Here is a 19,426-nt window from a genome sequence, read left to right as displayed (position 1 = left end):
CGACGGCATCCTCAGTAGCCGACCTTCACGGTGAACATCACGTTTCGTGGTGCCCCGTACCAGCCCTGGTTGTAGAAGCCGATCTGCGAGTAGTAGTGGCGGTCGAACAGGTTGTTGATGTTGACCGCCGCCGACACATGGGAACTGAACTGGTAGCGCGCCATCAGGTTCACCAGTGCGTAGCCGGACTGCTGCACCGGCACCCGGCGGTTTCCGGGCGCGGTGGCGGTCTGGTACATGCGGTTCTGCCAGTCCACACCACCGCCGATGGTCAGCCGGTCCCAGGTGCCCGGCAACCGCCAGGTGGTGAACAGCTTGAACAGGCTGCGCGGCTTGGCGGTGTTGATCGCACGCCCCTGCGCGTCCTGCGCGATGAAGGTGGTGAAGCTGGTGCCCAGGCTCCAGCCCGGCAGCGGCTCGCCGGCCAGCTCCAGCTCCAGGCCGTCCACCGTTGCGCCCTTCACCGCACGATACGCCGCCAGTGTGCTGCCCTCGACCAGCCCACCGGTAGCTTCGGCGAGGTTGTCCTGCTGGGTGCGGAACAGTGCCGCCGAGGCATTCAGGCGCTCCTGCAGCCAGCTGCCCTTGAGGCCCAGTTCATAGCTGCGGCCGCTGACCGGGTCGAGGATCTGCCCGGATTCATCGCGGTTGTTCTGCGGCTTGAAGATGCCGGTGTAGCTGGCATACACGCTGCTGTAACCGTTGAGATCCCAGACCACGCCGGCATACGGTACGAACTCGTTGCGGTAGCGGTACTTCCGCTTGCTGCCGAAGTAGACCTGGTCGGTCTCCCAGTGGCTCAGGCGGCCACCGACGATCACGTGCAGCGGATCGGCCAGCGACAACCGGGCCACTGCATAGGCACCGCTCTGGTGGTTGTCCAGATCATCGGCCTGGGTCTTGCTGCTGGCCCACACCGGCTCTGGCGTGCCCGGTCCGTGCCAGTCCAGATAGCTGGCCAGCGGCGGCAACGGCGCCAACGCGCGGTACTGCCCCAGCGCGATCTCATCCCGCGAGCGCGACCAACCGACCGAGGCAGTGTGCTGGCGGCCGAACAGCTGGAACGGACCGGCCAGGCTGGCACTGATCGCCTCGCGGCGCACCGGGCCGTCGTAGTGGGTGAAGCTGTTGCCGCCGGGCATCGCCCCGGTCACCGGGTCAGGATAGCCGCCGCGGTAGAGGTGCTTCATTTCCATGTCGGTATGCGAGCGGCTGTAGGACACGCGGGCCTGCCAGTCGTTGCCGAAGCGGTGGTTGAAATCGAAGAAGCCGTTGCGGGTATCGGTGGTCATCCGCGCCCACGGCGCGGTGGCCGATACCGAGCGATCGAAGCGGGTACGCGTGCCATCCGCGCTGAACAGCGCAAAGCCACTGCCGAAGCCGTGGTTGTCGTTGCCCTGGTAGGAAAGCCCGGCGATCAGCCCTGTGTCCTCACCCAGGTCCACGCTGACCACGCCGTAGAGTGTCTTCGCCGTACTGTCCAGGCCCGCCGTATAGCTGTCGCCCTCAGCCTGCGCAGCGACCACCCGGCCACGCACACGCCCTTCCCGGCTCAACGGGCTGGACACATCCACCCACGCGCGCCGCGCGTCCCAGCTGCCGAGGCTGATGCCACCACTGGCAGCAAAATCACTCATCGGACGCTTGCGCACATAATTCACGGCCGCCGAAGGATTGCCGGCGCCGGTCATCAAACCGTTGGCGCCGCGCACGATCTCGATGCGGTCGTACACCACCATGTCCAGATTGTTCTCGCCGAAGTTCCACGGCGACAGCACCGGCATGACCACGCCATCGAACTGGTAGTTGTCGATATCGAAGCCGCGTGCCGAGAACGAGTAGCGGTTGGCATCACTGCGCGTGACCGAGATGCCCGGAGCGGTGGCCAGTGCGTCGGCGGTGCTGAGCAGACCGCGGTCCTCGATCTGCTGGCGGGTGATGACACTGACCGACTGTGGCGTCTGCCGCGAAGTCAGCGACAGGCCGGTCGCCGTGCCCATGGAATCGGTGGTGTAGGAACGCGACGTCTCGGTGCTGCCATCAAGGTCGGCAGTGACCTGGACGGTCGGCAGCTGCGAGGTCGTCGCGGAGGGAAGACGCTCGGCGGCGTGGGCGGCGTTGAACAGCGCCAGGGTCGTGCCGATGGCAGTTGCCAGGGCGCGCGGGCGGGAACAGGCAGGCATGGGAGATCCAGCAGGGGAGAAAGGCTGGATGAGAATTATTGTCATCTGAACGTGAGCGCAGGTATGCGCGGACGCAGCAGGTGTATGCGCGCTGCCGGCGATGATCCGGGCTCAGCGGAACTGGCTGGGCGCGATGCCGTAACGTGCGCGGAACGCGGTGGCGAAGTTCGTGGCGTGTCGATAGCCGACGAGATGCGCGGCCTGCTGCACGCTGCAGCCCTGCCGCAGCTGCTCGCAGGCCAGTTGCAGACGCCGCTCGCGCAGCCAGCCAAACACCGAGCATTGGTGCACCTGCTGGAACTTCAGGCGCAGGCTGCTCGGGCTCATGCAGGCCAGGCGTGCCAGATCTTCCAGGCAATGGTCGGCCGCGGGCGCCGCCTGCAGGCAATCGATCACCCGCTGCAGCATGCGGCGGTCACGCGCTGAAACGCGCAGGTCCGGCAAGGCATCCCCTGCCGGTGCGCCCAGCGCCAGTGCCAGCATCTGCAGGCCGATGCCCTCGCACAGCAGCGCATGCATCGCGCCGTGCCAGGTGCCCGACAGTACCTGATCGGCGGCGTGCTCCAGATGCCCGGGTACCTGCCAGCTGCGCAACCGATGGTGTTCACTGCGGCGGGCGCCGCACAGCAGTTCGGCAATCACCGGGTCGTCGAGGTCTGCCGCCGCATCCAGCGAGACATTGAGGCTGCGCATCCGCTGCCGCGCCGGGTGCAGCGCGGTCATCGGCGCCGCGCCGGCCAGCAGCATGCCGCCCGTTCCGGGGCGCAGGCCGACCGGCGCCTGCCCGCTCAGCTGCAGCCCGGCGCGCCCCTCCAGCATGACAATCGCCGAAAAGGCAGGCGGCGCCTCCGAAGTCGCCTCGAATGGCTGGTGTGCGATCACGTCCGACAGTGCCAGCGTCATTCCCGGGCGCAGACGCTGCTGCTGCACCCTGCCCTCCACCACGCATGACTCACCCGGCAAGGCGGCGGCCGGCGCCGGCAGGCGATAGCGGAAGCCACTGCTGCGGCCCAGGCGGTCCAGATCGACGAGGGTAAGGGTGTCCATGGCGCGCCCGCGGGGAAATGCTCCGCCATTCTCATATGAGAACGGCTCTCATCTCCAGTCCATTGGCAAGGGCCAATCCGCCCTTGTCGATACAAATAGTTACGTTATAACATTTCACGCCATTTTCACGGAACGTGCCATGCGCCGCCATCTGCTTGCTGCCGCCATCCTGTTCGCCGTCCAGTCCGCCCATGCGGCCGACGAACCCACCCTTCCCACCCTCCGCGTCGAGGCGTCCCAGCTCTCACGCATCGACAGCCGCGTCACCGTCGACAACCCACAGGCGCAGAACCGTACCCTCGGCAACCTGCTTGAGCACGTCTCCGGCGTGCAGAGCAGTGCCTTCGGGCCGAATGCGGGCGCGCCGGTCATCCGCAGCCTCAGCGGCAATCGGGTGCAGATCCTGCAGGACGGCCAGTCCATCCTCGGCATGAACGCGATCAGCGGCGACATCAATATTCCGTTCGATCCGCTGTTCGTGCGCAGCGTCACCGTCAACAAGTCATCGGACACCGTGCGCTACGGCGGCAACGCGATCGGCGGCAGCGTGGAGATCGACTCCGGCCTGATCTCGCGCAGCATGGAAGACAAGGACCAGTCGATGGAACTGATCCTGCGCAAGGGCTTCAACGCGGCCGACGCGCAGGGCTTCCGCATGAACTTCAACAACCAGCGCAATCTGTCCACCAACCTGCAGGTCTCGCGCCAGCGCATCTCGCACTACGACATCCCCGGCAACAGCAAGGCCAGCGTCTGCAACACCCGCCTGTTCCCCGCCACCGGCGGCGTCAACTCGGCGCTGGCCGACAGCTGCCAGAAGGAGGCGCGTGTCCAGCAGATCTACAACAAGGCCTCGCAGCCCTACATCGACCAGTTCATGACCGAAAACCCGGACTGGGCCGATGGCGATTTCTCGTTCTACACCAACAGCCCAACCTCGGTCTGGCAGCGCCGCACCTATATCAACCCGGCCAACCCGGCCTATGTCGCCGGCACCCCGTCGTACGTGCAGAAGCAGATCAACAATGATGTGACACCCGACTACCATCACCGGCTGGGCAACAGCTACGCGCGCAACTCGCAGGTGGCGTTCGGTTCGACCCTGTTCTTCGACCGCGGCTACGTCGGTGTCAGCATCGATGCCAAGGACAGCGAGTACGGCGTGCCCGGCTTCTCGATGCAGAACCTGTCGTTCGGTTCCAACTACAAGGACGGCCTGCCGGTGGGTGTGGTGATCAAGCAGCAGCGCTACGCACTGGAAGCCCTGCTGCGTGATCCGCTGCCTGGGTTCGAGCGTGCCGAACTGCGCGCTTCCAGGCTCGACAACACTTCCGGCGAACGGCTGGGTGCCTCCAAAGCCAACGACTACGATTTCGAAAGTACCCAGGCCGAGCTGCTGCTCAGCCATCAGCGGGTCGGGCCACTCAGCGGCCTGCTCGGTTTCAGCCACCAGTCGCGCGATGTTACTGGCAGCGGCTCGCTGCGCTATCTGCCCGATGTGGACTCCCGCAGCAACGCGGTATTCCTGAAGGAAACGCTGGACTTCGGCTGGGCCACCTTCGACGCCGGAGCACGCCACGAGCGCGTCGAGCATGCGCTGCAGCCCAGCCGCTTCAAGACCGCACGCAACGCCGCCAATACGAAACTGCAGGATCGTTCCTACCGGCTCAACAGCTTCAGCCTGGGCTCCTATGTCGAGCTCGGTCCGTTGTTCGCGGCCAAGGTACGTTACGCGTCCTCGCAGCGTGCGCCGGAGATCAACGAGCTGTATGCCAGCAACGCACACTATTCGGTGATGACCCAGGAAGAAGGCAACCAGGACCTCAAGCCTGAGCGCGCAAAGAACCTGGAGCTGACCGGCCTGTTCCACATCGGCGGTTTCGAACTGTCGGCCACCGCCTACCGGATGAAGTACGAGAACTATCTCTACCTTGGCCATTCCGGCGTGCAGACCGCCAACCGCCTTCCGTTGAAGTACTGGAAGCAGACCGATACCACGGTGAAGGGTTTCGAGATTGACGCATCGCAGGCACTGGATCTGGGCCGATACGGCACATTGAACGTCGCGGCCTTCGCCGATCTGGTGAAGAACAAGGCCGATCACCCCGATTCGCTGCGCGCCCACAACGATGGCGAGTACCTGCCGAACATGCCGACCAACCGCTACGGCGCCAACCTGCAGTGGCAGCGCCAGGGCTGGAAGGCACAGCTGTCCAGCACCTACTACGACACGCAGAAGTACCTTGGCCGCAACGTCAGCGAAGAAATCCCGCTGGACGCCTTCAACCTGGTCGACCTGCAGGTCAGCCGCGAACTGCCGGTGCGCAACAGCTACATCGCCGGCATGGAAGTGTTCGTCAACGGCAGCAACCTGCTCAATGAGGAAGCGCGTCCGCACAACTCGCCGCTGAAGTACATCGCGCCGCTGCCGGGGCGGGGCTTCCAGGTGGGTGTGACCGTGAGGCTCTGACTCACCGCGTGATTTGCATCAGTCCATGTAACCACTTAATGTGGTTACATGGATTCAGGTCACCCACACGCCTTCATCGCCGGCACTCCGGCACTGGATTTCGTCGATACCTACGGCTCGCGCGCCGGGGCCGGACGGGAGCGACTGCCAGATCCTGCAGCCCTTGCCGCCTGGTTGACCGAAGCCGGTTTGTGGGCCGCCAATGCCCCCGGTACGGTCTCGCCGGCCCAGTTGCTGGCCGCGCATTCGCTGCGAGAGGCCATCCATCGTTGTGCCCTTTCCGCCATCGTCGGCACACCGTATGCCGGCGACGACCTTGCACAGCTCAATGAAGCTGCCCAGCACCCGCCTCCGCGCCCCTGTTTCCGCGACAACCAGCTCGTGCACCTGTCGGCGTCTCCCGTCGAAGCCGCCCTGTCCAGCCTCGCCGAGGACGCGCTTGTACTGCTGGCCTCGCCACGCCGCGCGCGCATTCGGCAGTGCCCCGGTTGCGCCATGGTGTTCGAGGACACCTCCCGACCCGGCAGCCGCCAGTGGTGTTCGTCCAGCAAGGGTTGCGGCAACCGCGCAAAGGTCCGCGCCCACCGGGCGCGGCGTACACAGGACACAACGGCAGGATGACCGGCAATGCAGAAACGTGCGTGCTTTGATTTCGAAGTGGCCTTCAGCAACGGCGGAGGCATCCAGGGCCAGGGCTTCCGTCTGGATATCGCGGGCAGCGACATCGACGACGATGCACTGGCGGCCTACATCATCCGCGACATGCGGCTGCTGATGGTCAAGCACGTGCGCATCCTCAACAAGCAGATCATCGAGGAAGCACACAAGCGTGCGGCGCCCACGCACACCACTGCACCAGCGCTGGAACACGCGCCCACCTACGTCGATCTGAGCCATTCGATCGAGAGCGGCATGTTCACCTGCAAGGGACTGCCTGCATCGCTCATCTGCGACCATCTCTCACGTCACGATCCGCAACAACATTGCGGTGAAGGAACAGCGCTCCAGATCGGCCGCATCGACATGGTCGCCAACATCGGCACCTGTATCCACACCCCTTGCCACCGTCATGCCGCCGGTGACGATCTGGCCGGCCTGGATCTTGCGCGTGTGTCGGGCGCGCCGGGCGTGCTGGTGCGGGTCGCCGGCGCACTGGAACAGCCCATCGATTGGCATGCTTTCGCGGCCGTGCAATGTGGCGGACGCGCCGTGCTGATCCATACCGGTTGGGATCGCCACTGGGGCACGCCGCGCTATTTTGAAAGGCATCCGTTCCTGACCAAAAAAGCAGCGCTCCATCTGCGTGACCAAGGCGCCCTGCTCGTCGGCATCGACTCGTTCAACATCGACGACACCCGCACGGCAACCCGACCGGTGCATTCGGTTCTGCTTGACGCGGGCATTCCGATCATCGAGCACATGACCCACCTCGATGCATTGCCATTGCAGGGCTTCCATCTGCACGCCACGCCACCGCGGATCGTGGGCATGGGGACCTTCCCGGTTCGTGCACACGCGACCCTGGAACCCGGCATCCCCGCCTCGCCCCACTGATCGCATGCATGGATTCCGCACAAAGAAAAACGCCTGCAGATCGAGGATCTGCAGGCGCTTCTTTGTATCTGGCGGAGTGAGAGGGATTCGAACCCTCGATAGAGCTTTTGACCCTATACTCCCTTAGCAGGGGAGCCCCTTCGGCCACTCGGGCATCACTCCGGGGTTTTCACCGCGTCTGGTGCGTTGCACCTCAGCGGGGCGTGAATCATAACGTTAATCGAGTGCGAAGGTAAAGCGTTATTCGGCAGAATTTTCGCTACCGGTGCCACCGGCTTCATCACCACGCTGGATGCGCTGATAGATCTCTTCGCGATGCACAGCGACGTCCTTCGGCGCAGTGATGCCGATACGCACCTGGTTACCCTTGACGCCAAGCACGGTGACGCTCACCGAGTCTCCGATCATCAGGGTTTCGCCGACGCGGCGAGTCAGGATCAACATTTTTGTAAGTCTCCATGGAACCGTGTGGAAGGGTATCCCCCACCGGCTTGACGCTCCGTCAAGAAGCGCTACCACGACAAAGGGAAAAGATTCGCAATGGTACCGCCAGCCGTCCCGCTCCTACAAGGAGGGGGACGGCGGGGTTCATCACAGGCGGGGGCTGACCCATTCGACGACTGCAGCCAGCGCAGTGGCAAGGGCGGGCCCGTCCTCGCCACCACCCTGGGCGAGGTCCGGGCGTCCGCCGCCCTTGCCCCCGATCTGACCGGCGATATGGGACAACAGTTCCCCGGCCTTGACCTTGCCCATTGCGCTGCCGTTCACACCCGCGACCAAAGCGGCCTTGCCGTCCTGGGCGCCGGCCAGCACGATCACCGCGTCGCCCAGCTGCTGCTTCAGGCGATCCATGGCGTCACGCAGGGCCTTGGCGTCGAAGCCCTCAAGACGGGCAGCCAGCACCTTCACGCCGGCAACCTCGACAGCCTGGCCGGACAGGTCGGCCGTGGCACCGGCGGCGACCTTGGCCTTCACGGCTTCCAGTTCGCGCTCCAGCTGCTTCTGGCGCTGGCCGAGGGCACGGATCTTCTCGACCACGTCCGTGGCGCTGCCGCCGAGCAGCTCGGCGGCTTCGGCCAGGCGGGCCTCTTCCGCATCCACATAATCCAGGGCGCCCTGACCGGTGACGGCCTCGATGCGGCGCACGCCGGCAGAGACGCCGCCCTCGGAGGTGATCTTGAACAGGCCGATGTCGCCGGTACGGTTGACGTGGGTACCACCGCACAGCTCGGTGGAGTAGTCACCCATCTTCAGCACGCGCACATGCTCGCCGTACTTCTCGCCGAACAGGGCCATGGCGCCGAAGTCCAGCGCTTCCTGCATGCCCATGTTGTGGACTTCGGCAGCGTTGTTGGCGCGCACCTGCTGGTTGACCTTGCGCTCGATCACCGCCAGCTCTTCCGCACTGATCGGCTGGAAGTGCGAGAAGTCGAAACGCAGGCGGTCCGGAGCGACCAGCGAGCCCTTCTGCTGCACATGGGTGCCCAGCACTTCGCGCAGGGCGGCGTGCAGCAGGTGGGTCGCCGAGTGGTTGAGGATGGTGGCGCCACGGCGCTCGCCATCCACCTGGCCGGAGAGCACGTCGCCGACCTTCAGGCCGCCTTCGGAGAGGGTACCGACATGGCCATGGAACTGGCCGGCGAACTTCTGGGTGTCGTCCACTGCCAGGCGCACGCCATTGCCGGTCAGCACGCCGGTGTCGCCGACCTGGCCGCCGGATTCGGCGTAGAACGGGGTCTGGTTGGTGATCACGATGACCGAATCACCGGCATCGGCCGACTGCACCGGACGACCGTCCTTGAGCAGTGCCAGCACGCTCAGGCCGTCAGCCTGCAGGCGCTCATAACCCAGGAACAGGGTCGGGCTGAGGGTCGCCACCAGCTCGGCCGGCAGGGTCACGCCGCCGCCGAACTTGCCGGCCGCACGTGCGGTCTCGCGCTGCTGCTCCATCGCGGCATCGAAGCCGGCGATGTCCACGGTCAGGTCGCGCTCGCGGGCAATGTCCTGGGTCAGGTCAAGCGGGAAGCCGTAGGTGTCGTACAGGCGGAACGCGTCGACGCCCGGAATCACACCGTTGCTGGCCTTGCCGGCCACGTCCTCGAAGATCTTCATGCCGGCATCGAGGGTTTCAGCGAAACGCTCTTCCTCGGCCTGCAGCGCACGGGTGACGGTGTCCACCGCCGCCGGCAGTTCCGGATAGGCCTCGCCCATCTGCTCGACCAGGGTCGGCACCAGCTTGCTGAAGAACGGCTGGCGCACGCCCAGCATCCAGCCATGGCGCAGGGCGCGGCGAATGATACGGCGCAGCACGTAACCGCGGCCTTCGTTGGACGGCAGCACGCCGTCGACGATCAGGAACGAACAGGCACGGATGTGATCGGCGATCACGCGCAGCGACTTGTTCTCCAGATCGGCGGTACCGGTCAGCTCGGAGGCCTTGCGGATCAGCGCCTGGAACAGGTCGATCTCGTAGTTGGTGTGCACGTGCTGCAGGATCGCCGCCAGGCGCTCCAGGCCCATGCCGGTATCCACGCACGGCGCCGGCAGCGGCACCAGGGTGCCGTCCGGCTGGCGGTCGAACTGCATGAACACCAGGTTCCAGATTTCGATGAAGCGATCGCCGTCTTCATCCGGGGAACCCGGGGGGCCGCCAGCGATATGGTCACCGTGGTCGTAGAAGATCTCGGTGCACGGGCCGCACGGGCCGGTGTCGGCCATCTGCCAGAAGTTGTCCGAGGCGAACGGTGCACCCTTGTTGTCGCCGATGCGCACGATGCGCTCTTCCGGCACGCCGACCATGTCGCGCCACAGCGCGTAGGCTTCGTCGTCGGTCTGGTAGACGGTGACCAGCAGGCGCTCGGCCGGCAGCTTCCAGACCTGGGTCAGCAGTTCCCAGGCCCAGGCAATCGCGTCCTTCTTGAAGTAGTCGCCGAACGACCAGTTGCCCAGCATTTCGAAGAAGGTGTGGTGGCGTGCGGTGTAGCCGACCTGGTCGAGGTCGTTGTGCTTGCCGCCCGCGCGCAGGCAGCGCTGCACGTCGGCCGCGCGCACGTAGCTGCGCTTCTCCGCGCCAAGGAACACGTCCTTGAACTGCACCATGCCGGAGTTGGTGAACAGCAGGGTCGGATCATTGCCCGGCACCAGCGGCGCCGACGGCACGATGGTGTGGCCTTTGCCCTTGAAGAATTCAAGGAAGTCGCTGCGGATCTGGGAAGTCGTGAATTTGGCGGATGCGTTCATTGGGGGCTGGCAGTCTGCGGGCCGGCGGACCCGGACCACCGGCCGCGTTGGCCAGGGTCGCGAGGGACCGCCGAAAACCTAAAGGGTATCAGGCCCAGCGCCGCCAGTCTCAGTCGTCCGGGTCGTAGCGGGTCGCGCGACGGATGCTGTCGCCGTCGAAGCCCCGCCGGGCCAGCAGATCGGCGGCTTTGCGCCGCTGTGTCAGGTCCTGGGGGCCGGCCTCGCCAAAGCGTCGACGAACCAGATCACGGGCGTTTTCCTGCCAGTCGCCTTCGTAACTGTCCATCGCCGCCGCAATCGCGGCACTGTCCAGGCCATGGGTCCCCAGCTCGGCACGGACATGGATCGGGCCATAGCCGGTATTGGCGCGCATCCGCACCAGGTTCTCGGCAAAACGGGTGTCGTCCTGCCAGCCCGCCTCGGTCAGCTTGGCGACGGCAGCCTGCGCGGCTTCGTCTTCGATGCCACGGGCCGTCAGCTTGCGGGTGAGTTCCTTGCGCGAGTGCTCGCGGCGGACCAGCAGGCCCAGCGCGCGTTGCACGGGTGTCTGCTCACGCGGCCGGCGCTTGCGGCCGGTGGGAATGTCGTCGGCGTCGGACATCGGTACTCCAAGGGTGGCGCCATCCGTGGCGCCCTGCCCATCCCTGGGCGATTCGAACCTGCGGGACAGGGCGACGTCACTGACGGCGCCGCCCTGCCCCACAGCAAGCCTTACTCGTCGTCGCCTTCGTCGTCGCCTTCCTCGCGGGCGGCTTCGGTCGGCTGGAACTTCTCGCGCAGCTCGGCTTCAAGCTTGGCAGCGACAGTCGGGTTGTCGCGCAGGTAGCCGCGGGCGTTGTCCTTGCCCTGGCCGATGCGTTCTTCGCCATAGCTGTACCAGGCACCCGCCTTCTCGACCAGCTTCGCGTCCACACCCATGTCAATCAGCTCGCCTTCGCGACTGATGCCCTCGCCGTACAGGATCTCGGTGATGACCTGCTTGAACGGAGGCGCCAGCTTGTTCTTGACGACCTTGATCTTGGTCTGGTTGCCGATGATCTCGTCGCCCTTCTTGATCGCGCCGATGCGGCGGATGTCCAGGCGGACCGAGGCGTAGAACTTCAGCGCGTTGCCGCCGGTGGTGGTTTCCGGGCTCTGGCCCGGCATCATCACACCGATCTTCATGCGCAGCTGGTTGATGAAGACCACCAGGGTGTTGGAACGCTTGATGTTGCCGGTCAGCTTGCGCAGCGCCTGGCTCATCAGGCGGGCCTGCAGACCCGGCAGCTGGTCGCCCATCTCGCCTTCGATTTCGGCCTTCGGGGTCAACGCGGCGACCGAGTCGATCACCAGGATGTCCACCGAACCCGAACGGACCAGCATGTCGGCAATTTCCAGCGCCTGCTCACCGGTGTCCGGCTGCGACAGCAGCAGGTCGTCCACGTTCACGCCCAGCTTGGCGGCGTAGATCGGGTCCAGCGCATGCTCGGCATCGATGAAGGCCGCGGTGCCGCCCAGCTTCTGGCATTCGGCGATGGCCTGCAGGGTCAGGGTGGTCTTGCCCGAGGATTCCGGCCCGTAGATCTCGACGACACGGCCCTTCGGCAGACCGCCAATGCCCAGTGCGATGTCGAGCATCAGCGAACCGGTCGGGATGGCTTCGACGGGCTCGACCACGCGGTCGCCCATGCGCATCACCGAGCCCTTGCCGAACTGCTTCTCGATCTGGCCCAGAGCAGCAGCCAAGGCGCGCTTCTTGTTCTCGTCCATCGTATTGGTCCTTGCAGAGGTCATGTCGTTGGGGGTGCTGTCTTTGGGGGTCTTCTTTGCCATGGGTTCACTTTAAGTCGGACGTATCGCACAGGCTGAGATTCTGCCCGGCGCTCTGAAAAGAATTATCGGACATCCGTACCAACCTCAGTGGAACCAGAGAATCGCCACAAAAGACCGCGGGGTAATGCGCCATGGAACGGGTCAACGGTTGGGCCGGAGCAGGCCGCAATAGAGGCCCTCGATCGCGAAGTCCTGATCCGGCAGCACCTCGATCGGCTTGTAATCGGGGTTGCGCGGCAGCAGGCGGATGCGGTCCTTGGCGATCTTCAGCAGCTTGACCGTGATCTCATCATCGATGCGGGCCACCACGATCTGCCCGGAGTGGGCGTCGCGGGTGCGGTGCACGCCGATCAGGTCACCATCGAAGATGCCCTCGTCGATCATCGAGTCGCCCTGCACCTTCAGCAGGTAATCCGGCGCCGGTGAGAAGAACACCCGGTCCAGCACCACGAAGTCGTCCGAGCCGATATCGGCACCGATCGGCAGGCCGGCCGCAACCCGGCCGAGAACCGGCAGCCGCAGCACGCTGTCGGGCAGGCCCGGCTCGGCCAGCTTTTCGACGGGCGGCGCCTGCACCAGGCGGATGCCGCGGGCTTGGCCCGGAATGCGACGGATCGCACCGGCCTGCTCCAGGGCTTCCAGGTGGTACTGGGCCGCGCGCACGCCCTTGAAGCCGAACGCACGTGCGATTTCAGTCTGCGACGGCGGTGCGCCTTCGCTCTCTATACGCTCGGCGATCAACTGCAGGATCGCCTGCTGGGTGTCGGTCAGGTCCATGATTAGTAGTATTACTACTAACATGCAGGACTGCAAGTGCCGGAAACGACAGGCAGACCAGGGAGCCGCCCGCAGGGCCGAGCCGTGCCCGGCAAGCGCACATGCGCGCGGTTGGCAAATGCAAAGGCGAAAGCAGCCGACCAACGGTCGGCTCTACAGGAATCGCTGCGGCAAGCACACTACGTGTGCTTGCCGCTTCGCCAGATCGAAAACAGGATCCACACGCCGCAGAAACCGGCGCCAATGAAGCCACACACGCCCAGCGCCAGCAGCCAACGGCTGGAAACCCCGCCAACGCTGTGCATCACGATCGACGAGCCGATGATCAGTGCGGCCGTCACGATCCCCATCACCAGCCGGTTCGCCGCGCGGTTGACCTGTTCGCCGAAGCCCTCAAGCGCACTGGTTTCCACCTTCAGCTGCAGGCGCCCGCGGCGCGCCGCCTGGACCAGCTTGCGCAGGTCGCGCGGCAGCTCACCGGCAAAATCGACCAGGCCCAACAGGCTGCGGCGGCCACGCTTGAGCAGGGCCCCCGGCGCATAGCGCTGCAGCACCACGCGCTCCAGGAACGGGCGGGCGGCGCTGGCCATGTCGAAATCGGGATCCAGCTGACGGCCCATGCCTTCCAGGGTCAGGAAGGCCTTGATCATCAACGCCAGATCGGCCGGCAGGGTCAGGCTGTAGCTGCGCAGCAGCTGGGTGATGTCACCCAGCATCAGGCCGATGCGCAGGTCCTTCAGCGGCACGCCACGGTACTGGTCGACGAACTGGCTGATGTCGTGCTGCAACCGGTTCTCGTCCACTTCCACGCCGCCGGCCCAGTCCAGCAGCACGTCGGCCACCCCCTGCGGGTCCTGCTCGACCAGCCCGTGCAGCAGTTGCGCGACCTGGAAGCGGCGCACTTCGGACAATGCGCCGACCATGCCGAAGTCAATCACGCCGATGCGGCCGTCACGCAGATAGATGATGTTGCCGGGGTGCGGGTCGGCGTGGAAGCTGCCGTCCTCCAGCACCATCTTCAGCACGATGTCGGCGCCACGCCGTGCCAGCTCGCGCCGGTCCAGTCCTGCCGCATCGACGCCGGCCAGATCGCGACCGGGAATGCCGTCGACGAAGTCCTGCACGTTCAGGCTCTCGCAGGTCCATTGCCAGTGCACGTCGGGAATCAGGATGTCGTCACGGCCCTTGAAGTTGCGCGCGATGCGCTCGGCATTGCGGCATTCGGCGGCGAAATCCAGCTCGCGGCGCAGCGATACGGTGAACTGCTGCACGACCTCGGCAGGGCGATATCGGCGCAGGTCCGGCAGCCGGGCCTCGACGATTTCGGCCAAGCGGGCCAGCAGCCGCAGGTCGGCCTCGACCACATCGCGAATGCCGGGGCGCCGGACCTTCAGCACCACCTCACGGCCATCATGCAGCCGTGCGCGATGGGCCTGTGCCAGCGAGGCGGCGGCCATCGGGCTTTCATCGAGGAAGGCGAACACCTGCGTCGGCGGGGCGCCAAGATCGGCTTCGAGCTGCTCACGGATATCCGCGTATGGCAGTGCCGGTACCGCGTTCTGCAGTTCAGAGAGCTCGGCGATCCATTCCGGCGGCAACAGGTCAACGCGCGTCGCCAGCACCTGGCCAAGCTTGACGAAGGTGGGGCCGAGATCCTGCATCGCGCTGCGCACACGCACCGGCGCGGTCATCCGCAGCAGCTCCTGCCGCTCCTCGTTCCAGTGCAGAAGGCGCCCTGCCCGCTCCAGCGTACTGGCCAGGCCGATGCGCCGCACCACGTCGCCGAAGCCATAGCGGATCAGGACGACGGCGATTTCCTGCAGTCGGCCCAGGTCACGGACCGTGCCCAGCGTTTCCCACATCATGCGTGCTCCGGACGATTACCGGAGCAGCATGTCACAGCTGGGCGTCGATACCGCGCAATGCCGCCGCCACGGTTTGCCGGCGGATGGCTTCGCGGTCGCCATCGAACTGGAACAGCTCGGCGCGGGCATAGCCACCCCGGCGCTTCCAGCCAATCCAGACGCTGCCGACCGGCTTGTCCGGGCTGCCGCCGCCGGGACCGGCGATGCCGGTCACCGCAACGGCGATGCCTGCACCGGAATTGACCAGCGCACCGGACACCATTTCCAGCACGGTCTCGCGGCTGACCGCACCGAACTGCTCCAGGGTCTGGGCTCGCACGCCCAGCAGCCGCTGCTTGGCTTCATAGCTGTAGACCACCATGCCGCAGTCGAAGAACGCCGAGGAACCGGCGATGTCGGTCATGCACTTGGCGATCCAGCCGCCACTGCAGCTTTCGGCAGTCACCAGCTGCAGCGAGGCCTGCTGCAGGCGCTGCCCGAGCGCGGCGGACTGGGCGTTGAGATCGGCGTCGGTAGGAATGGACATCGGCATGACGGTGGGGTGAAGAACCTGCACGTTGTACCGCAGATGACAGCCGCATGTCGCGCGCCACGGCGTAGCAGCTGCCGGCCAGCGGCCGGCACTACCTGGTTGGACCGGGCCTGGCCCGGCGCTGCCTCACCACTCCGGCAGTTTTTCCGGCAGCAGCGCCCGGATCGGCGCGCCGTCGGCACTGGCGGCCAGCTTTTCGGCTTCGGCAATCGGCAGGTCGACCTGCAGCAGCCAGCCATCTTCATCGGCCTGCTCGCTGCGGATCACCTCCAGCTGGTGCAGGCGCGCACGCAGGCGGCCGGCGTCCGGCGGCAGGCGCAGTTCGCCGGTGACATGCTGCAGGCCCAGGCGCTTGCCCAGCACCGCCTGCAGCAGCTCCAGGCCCTGCCCGTCACGCGCGGAGATCCACACCCGTTCACGACGCGACTCGTCGGGCACGCCGTCCTGGCCGTCGTGGCGGACCTCGGCACCGTCGATGCGGTCGATCTTGTTGAACACCAGCAACTGCGGCAGGTCACCGGCACCGACTGCCGTCAGCACTTCGTCGACCTGGGCGATGCGCTCCTCGCGGTGCGGATCGGCAGCGTCGACCACGTGCAGCAGGAAATCGGCCTCGCGCGCCTCGGACAGGGTCGAGCGGAACGCAGCGACCAGGTCGTGCGGCAGATCGCGGACGAAGCCGACGGTGTCAGCCAGCACCACGTTGCCCCCCGGAACCGCGATGCGGCGCACGGTCGGATCCAGCGTTGCGAACAGCTGGTCGGCGGCATAGGCCTCAGCGCCGGTCATGGCGTTGAACAGGGTCGACTTGCCGGCGTTGGTGTAGCCCACCAGGGCCACGCGCGGCAGTTCGCTGCGCACACGCGCACGGCGCATCTGGGTGCGCTGCACTTCGACCTTTTCCAGGCGCTTCTGCAGCTGCTCCACCCGCTTCTGCAGCAGGCGGCGGTCGGTTTCCAGCTGGGTTTCACCCGGGCCGCGCAGGCCGATCGAACCGCCGCGCTGCCGCTCCAGATGGGTCCAGCCGCGCACCAGCCGCGTGGCCAGGTGGCGCAGCTGCGCCAGCTCAACCTGCAGCTTGCCTTCGTGGCTGTGCGCCCGCTGGGCGAAGATGTCCAGGATCAGGCCGGTACGGTCGATCACCCGGCGCTCGAGGAAGCGCTCCAGGTTGCGCTCCTGGCCCGGGCTCAACGCATGGTTGACCAGGATCAGGTCGGCGCCGCTGGCATCGGCCGCGGCCTTGATCTCGTCCAGCTTGCCACTGCCGATCAGGGTCGACGGGTTCGGCCGGTCCAGGCGCGCAGTGATCGTCGCGGCGATGCTGGCCCCAGCCGAGCGGGCCAGATCACCGAATTCTTCCAGCACATCGTCTTCCAGCTTGCCGAAATGGGGCTGGATCAGCAGGGCGTGTTCGCCCTTCTTCGAGCGGTCAAACATTCACCGCTCCGGTATTACTCGTCTGCTTCATCACCTGCCTGACCACCTTCACCCGACTGCACATAACCACCGCCCGGGCCGACCTTCACGTTGCGTGCCGGAACCACCGTGGAAATGGCGTGCTTGTAGACCATCTGACTGACCGTGTTGCGCAGCAGGACCACGAACTGGTCGAACGACTCGATCGTGCCCTGCAGCTTGATGCCGTTCACCAGGTACACCGAAACCGGCACGCGTTCGCGCCGCAGTGCGTTCAAGAAAGGATCCTGCAGCGATTGCCCCTTGGACATTGCACACTCCTGATTATTGTTCTTATTGGGTTGCCGACGGCTGCCACGGCCCCCGAGCCGCCCGCCGACCGATGATGTTACACGGCTGGCGGGGGTTCAGCGTGCGACGAAGGTCGACACCGCGCCGGCCAGGCGCTCATGGTCGATATGGGGGTCGAACCAGCGCGCATCAAGCTCGCCGCGCAGCCAGGTCAGCTGGCGCTTGGCCAGCTGCCGGGTGGCGAAGATCGCCTTGTCACGGAAACGGGCGGCATCGCCCTCGCCGTCCAGGTACTCCCATGCCTGGCGATAGCCGACTGCGCGCACCGCCGGCAGGTCCAGGGGCGCCTCCACGGCGGCCATTTCCGGCATCGCACGCAACGCCCGCACCTCATCGAGAAAGCCCTGCGCCAGCATGGCGTCGAAGCGCGCCTCGATGCGCTGGTGCAGTACCGCACGGTCACGCGGGGCCAGGATCAGCTTGAGAGTGCGCACCGGCAACGGCGCCACGCCCGGCCGGCGCTGCCATTCAGAGATGGGGATGCCGGTCAGGCGATAGACCTCCAGCGCCCGCTGGATGCGTTGCGGATCGGTGGCATGGATGCGTGCGGCTGCAGCCGGATCCACGTCGGCCAGCTCAGCGTGCAGTGCCGCCCAGCCGCGCTCGGCCGCCTCGGTGCTGAGCGCTTCGCGCGTTGCCGGATCGGCCTCCGGCATCGGCGACAGGCCCTGCAACAAGGCGCGGAAGTACAGCCCGGTGCCGCCGGCCAGAATCGGCATCTTGCCGCGCGCCACGATGTCGGCCACGATCCGGCCGGCATCGGCGGCGAATTCGGCCGCCGAGTAGGTCTGCCACGGATCGCGCAGGTCCAGCAGATGGTGCGGCGCCTGCGCACGCTCGGCCGCATCGGGCTTGGCCGAGCCGATGTCCAGGTGGCGGTACACCAGCGCCGAATCAACGCTGACAATCTCGCCGTCCAGCTGCCGTGCCAGGGCGATCGCGGTGGCGGTCTTGCCGCTGGCGGTCGGCCCCATCACGGCGATCGCCAGTGGCCGCCGGTCGATGCCCATCAGTCTTCGTCCGGCCAGCGGATCGTCGGCGTGGCGTCGGTGCGTGGCATCGGCACAGCTTCCACCGCCTGCCAGATCTTCAGCGCATCGACCGTGGCCGCCACGTCATGCACGCGCACGATGCGCGCGCCACGCTGGACCGCAATCAGGTGCGCAGCCACCGAAGCCGCCACTCGTTCGGAGGGCGTGCTGCGGCCAGTGAGCTCTCCCAGGCTGCGCTTGCGTGACAGGCCGGCCAGCATCGGCACACCCAGCTCCAGGAAGCGCTCCGAGCGCGCCAGCAAGGTCATGTTGTGGGCCGTCGTCTTGCCAAAGCCGAAACCGGGATCGATCAGCAGGTTCTTCTTCGCGATCCCCGCCATCTCGGCAGCAAACAGGCGCTGCACCAGGAAACCGTGCACCTCGGCGACCACGTCGCCGTAATTCGGATCGGCCTGCATGTGGCCCGGTTCGCCCTGCATGTGCATCAGCACCACCGGCACGCCGGCTTCAGCGGCGGCGTCCAGCGCCCCCGCCTGGCGCAGGCCGAAGATGTCGTTGATCATGCCGGCGCCCGCGGCCACCGCCGCGCGCATCACCTCCGGCTTGAAGGTGTCGATGCTGATCGGCACTTGGGTACGGGCCGCCAGCTGCTCGATGACCGGAATCACCCGGCGCAGCTCTTCCTCGACCGATACCGGCGCGGCGCCCGGACGGGTCGACTCGCCACCGATATCGAGCAGGTCGGCCCCCTCCTCCACCAGCTTCAGGCCATGGGCGACCGCGGCCGCGGTCGTGTCGTGCGCACCGCCGTCGGAAAACGAGTCCGGGGTGACGTTGACGATGCCCATGACCTGGGCACGGTCGAGGCGCAGGATGCGGCCGGCGCAATCGAGCTGGGGCGAGGTATCGATCATCGGTAATCCTGCTGGGACAACGGCGGGTAGTTTAGTTCGGCAGGGCGGCGCCCTGCACCCGCGGAGGCAGCGGCCACGGCAAGAGCCCAAGCGACACCAGAAGCTGATTTCCTGAGGGTAGCCGGGGTGGGTCCGGTTGCGGGAGTGGCGCGCTTCAGAATCAGCCTGCACGAGGCCCTGAAGCAGAAGCGAAAGGTGGCACTGCGCCTTGGTCATCTCGCGGACTCCAGTTCGTGGACAATCGATTCCCGAACGCTCGATGCACTTCTGAAA

16 protein-coding genes and 1 tRNA gene are annotated in these 19,426 nt (G+C 66.1%); 3 read left to right on the top strand and 14 right to left on the bottom strand.

Annotated elements, in window-relative coordinates; all coding sequences use genetic code 11:
• Nucleotides 1–11: 11 nt before the first annotated feature.
• Nucleotides 12–2,183 carry a TonB-dependent alcaligin siderophore receptor FauA gene (gene fauA / locus B9Y64_RS14885; protein ID WP_100441384.1) on the bottom strand — a complete coding sequence of 724 codons (2,172 nt, stop codon included), beginning with the start codon at nt 2,181–2,183 and terminating at the stop codon, nt 12–14.
• Between the two features lie 111 nt (nt 2,184–2,294).
• Complete coding sequence (locus tag B9Y64_RS14880) at nt 2,295–3,230, bottom strand: helix-turn-helix transcriptional regulator (RefSeq protein WP_100441383.1); 936 nt, start codon at nt 3,228–3,230, stop codon at nt 2,295–2,297.
• A gap of 139 nt (nt 3,231–3,369) precedes the next feature.
• Here B9Y64_RS14880 and B9Y64_RS14875 point away from each other — a divergent pair, with 139 nt between their 5' ends.
• Genes B9Y64_RS14875 through B9Y64_RS14865 form a run of 3 tightly spaced genes read left to right on the top strand, consistent with a single transcriptional unit; the run spans nt 3,370 to nt 7,254 of the window.
• Nucleotides 3,370–5,700: a TonB-dependent receptor gene (locus B9Y64_RS14875; protein WP_100441382.1), complete on the top strand. Its 2,331-nt coding sequence runs from the start codon at nt 3,370–3,372 to the stop codon at nt 5,698–5,700.
• 48 nt (nt 5,701–5,748) lie between these two features.
• Entirely contained in the window at nt 5,749–6,321 is a 573-nt protein-coding gene (locus B9Y64_RS14870) for a CGNR zinc finger domain-containing protein (protein WP_100441381.1), read from the top strand.
• Between the two features lie 6 nt (nt 6,322–6,327).
• Entirely contained in the window at nt 6,328–7,254 is a 927-nt protein-coding gene (locus tag B9Y64_RS14865; protein WP_100441380.1) for a cyclase family protein, read from the top strand.
• 69 nt (nt 7,255–7,323) lie between these two features.
• Here B9Y64_RS14865 and B9Y64_RS14860 read toward each other — a convergent pair.
• The 12 genes from B9Y64_RS14860 to folP form a co-directional block, all read right to left on the bottom strand.
• A tRNA-Ser gene (locus B9Y64_RS14860) sits at nt 7,324–7,416 on the bottom strand.
• 78 nt (nt 7,417–7,494) lie between these two features.
• Nucleotides 7,495–7,698, bottom strand: coding sequence for a carbon storage regulator CsrA (gene csrA / locus B9Y64_RS14855; RefSeq protein ID WP_004152909.1), 204 nt, complete (start codon nt 7,696–7,698; stop codon nt 7,495–7,497).
• 147 nt (nt 7,699–7,845) lie between these two features.
• Entirely contained in the window at nt 7,846–10,494 is a 2,649-nt protein-coding gene (gene alaS, locus B9Y64_RS14850; protein WP_100441379.1) for an alanine--tRNA ligase, read from the bottom strand.
• A 109-nt stretch (nt 10,495–10,603) separates the two neighbouring features.
• A complete protein-coding gene (recX, locus tag B9Y64_RS14845) occupies nt 10,604–11,095 on the bottom strand; it encodes a recombination regulator RecX (protein ID WP_014036760.1) in 492 nt (163 codons plus the stop codon).
• Nucleotides 11,096–11,205: 110 nt separating this feature from the next.
• Nucleotides 11,206–12,243, bottom strand: coding sequence for a recombinase RecA (recA, locus tag B9Y64_RS14840; RefSeq protein WP_100441378.1), 1,038 nt, complete (start codon nt 12,241–12,243; stop codon nt 11,206–11,208).
• 204 nt (nt 12,244–12,447) lie between these two features.
• Nucleotides 12,448–13,083 (bottom strand): transcriptional repressor LexA, encoded by a 636-nt coding sequence (lexA, locus tag B9Y64_RS14835; protein WP_005412936.1) that lies wholly within the window; start codon nt 13,081–13,083, stop codon nt 12,448–12,450.
• 179 nt (nt 13,084–13,262) lie between these two features.
• Entirely contained in the window at nt 13,263–14,945 is a 1,683-nt protein-coding gene (gene ubiB, locus B9Y64_RS14830; protein ID WP_100441749.1) for a 2-polyprenylphenol 6-hydroxylase, read from the bottom strand.
• Nucleotides 14,946–14,979: 34 nt separating this feature from the next.
• Nucleotides 14,980–15,474: a CinA family protein gene (locus B9Y64_RS14825; RefSeq protein WP_005409020.1), complete on the bottom strand. Its 495-nt coding sequence runs from the start codon at nt 15,472–15,474 to the stop codon at nt 14,980–14,982.
• Nucleotides 15,475–15,606: 132 nt separating this feature from the next.
• Nucleotides 15,607–16,917 (bottom strand): ribosome rescue GTPase HflX, encoded by a 1,311-nt coding sequence (gene hflX / locus B9Y64_RS14820; RefSeq protein WP_100441377.1) that lies wholly within the window; start codon nt 16,915–16,917, stop codon nt 15,607–15,609.
• A 14-nt stretch (nt 16,918–16,931) separates the two neighbouring features.
• Complete coding sequence (gene hfq / locus B9Y64_RS14815; RefSeq protein WP_004152891.1) at nt 16,932–17,207, bottom strand: RNA chaperone Hfq; 276 nt, start codon at nt 17,205–17,207, stop codon at nt 16,932–16,934.
• A 96-nt stretch (nt 17,208–17,303) separates the two neighbouring features.
• Nucleotides 17,304–18,257, bottom strand: a complete 954-nt coding sequence (gene miaA / locus B9Y64_RS14810; RefSeq protein WP_100441376.1) for a tRNA (adenosine(37)-N6)-dimethylallyltransferase MiaA — start codon at nt 18,255–18,257, stop codon at nt 17,304–17,306.
• A complete protein-coding gene (gene folP / locus B9Y64_RS14805; RefSeq protein ID WP_100441375.1) occupies nt 18,257–19,153 on the bottom strand; it encodes a dihydropteroate synthase in 897 nt (298 codons plus the stop codon). The genes miaA and folP overlap by 1 nt, the downstream gene beginning before the upstream one ends.
• Nucleotides 19,154–19,426: the final 273 nt, after the last annotated feature.

The organism is Stenotrophomonas maltophilia, from assembly GCF_002799245.1.
Classification (GTDB): Bacteria; Pseudomonadota; Gammaproteobacteria; order Xanthomonadales; family Xanthomonadaceae; genus Stenotrophomonas; species Stenotrophomonas maltophilia_S.
Note: the sequence above shows the minus strand (reverse complement) of the source record. Positions and strands in the feature narration are given on the sequence as shown.

Bases quoted from the DNA above. Each gene is read 5' to 3' on its own strand.
- fauA (WP_100441384.1), bottom strand. From the start codon at position 2,183: ATGCCTGCCTGTTCCCGCCCGCGCGCCCTGGCAACTGCCATCGGCACG.
- B9Y64_RS14880 (WP_100441383.1), bottom strand. From the start codon at position 3,230: ATGGACACCCTTACCCTCGTCGATCTGGACCGCCTGGGCCGCAGCAGT.
- B9Y64_RS14875 (WP_100441382.1), top strand. From the start codon at position 3,370: ATGCGCCGCCATCTGCTTGCTGCCGCCATCCTGTTCGCCGTCCAGTCC.
- B9Y64_RS14870 (WP_100441381.1), top strand. From the start codon at position 5,749: ATGGATTCAGGTCACCCACACGCCTTCATCGCCGGCACTCCGGCACTG.
- B9Y64_RS14865 (WP_100441380.1), top strand. From the start codon at position 6,328: ATGCAGAAACGTGCGTGCTTTGATTTCGAAGTGGCCTTCAGCAACGGC.
- csrA (WP_004152909.1), bottom strand. From the start codon at position 7,698: ATGTTGATCCTGACTCGCCGCGTCGGCGAAACCCTGATGATCGGAGAC.
- alaS (WP_100441379.1), bottom strand. From the start codon at position 10,494: ATGAACGCATCCGCCAAATTCACGACTTCCCAGATCCGCAGCGACTTC.
- recX (WP_014036760.1), bottom strand. From the start codon at position 11,095: ATGTCCGACGCCGACGACATTCCCACCGGCCGCAAGCGCCGGCCGCGT.
- recA (WP_100441378.1), bottom strand. From the start codon at position 12,243: ATGGACGAGAACAAGAAGCGCGCCTTGGCTGCTGCTCTGGGCCAGATC.
- lexA (WP_005412936.1), bottom strand. From the start codon at position 13,083: ATGGACCTGACCGACACCCAGCAGGCGATCCTGCAGTTGATCGCCGAG.
- ubiB (WP_100441749.1), bottom strand. From the start codon at position 14,945: ATGTGGGAAACGCTGGGCACGGTCCGTGACCTGGGCCGACTGCAGGAA.
- B9Y64_RS14825 (WP_005409020.1), bottom strand. From the start codon at position 15,474: ATGTCCATTCCTACCGACGCCGATCTCAACGCCCAGTCCGCCGCGCTC.
- hflX (WP_100441377.1), bottom strand. From the start codon at position 16,917: ATGTTTGACCGCTCGAAGAAGGGCGAACACGCCCTGCTGATCCAGCCC.
- hfq (WP_004152891.1), bottom strand. From the start codon at position 17,207: ATGTCCAAGGGGCAATCGCTGCAGGATCCTTTCTTGAACGCACTGCGG.
- miaA (WP_100441376.1), bottom strand. From the start codon at position 18,257: ATGGGCATCGACCGGCGGCCACTGGCGATCGCCGTGATGGGGCCGACC.
- folP (WP_100441375.1), bottom strand. From the start codon at position 19,153: ATGATCGATACCTCGCCCCAGCTCGATTGCGCCGGCCGCATCCTGCGC.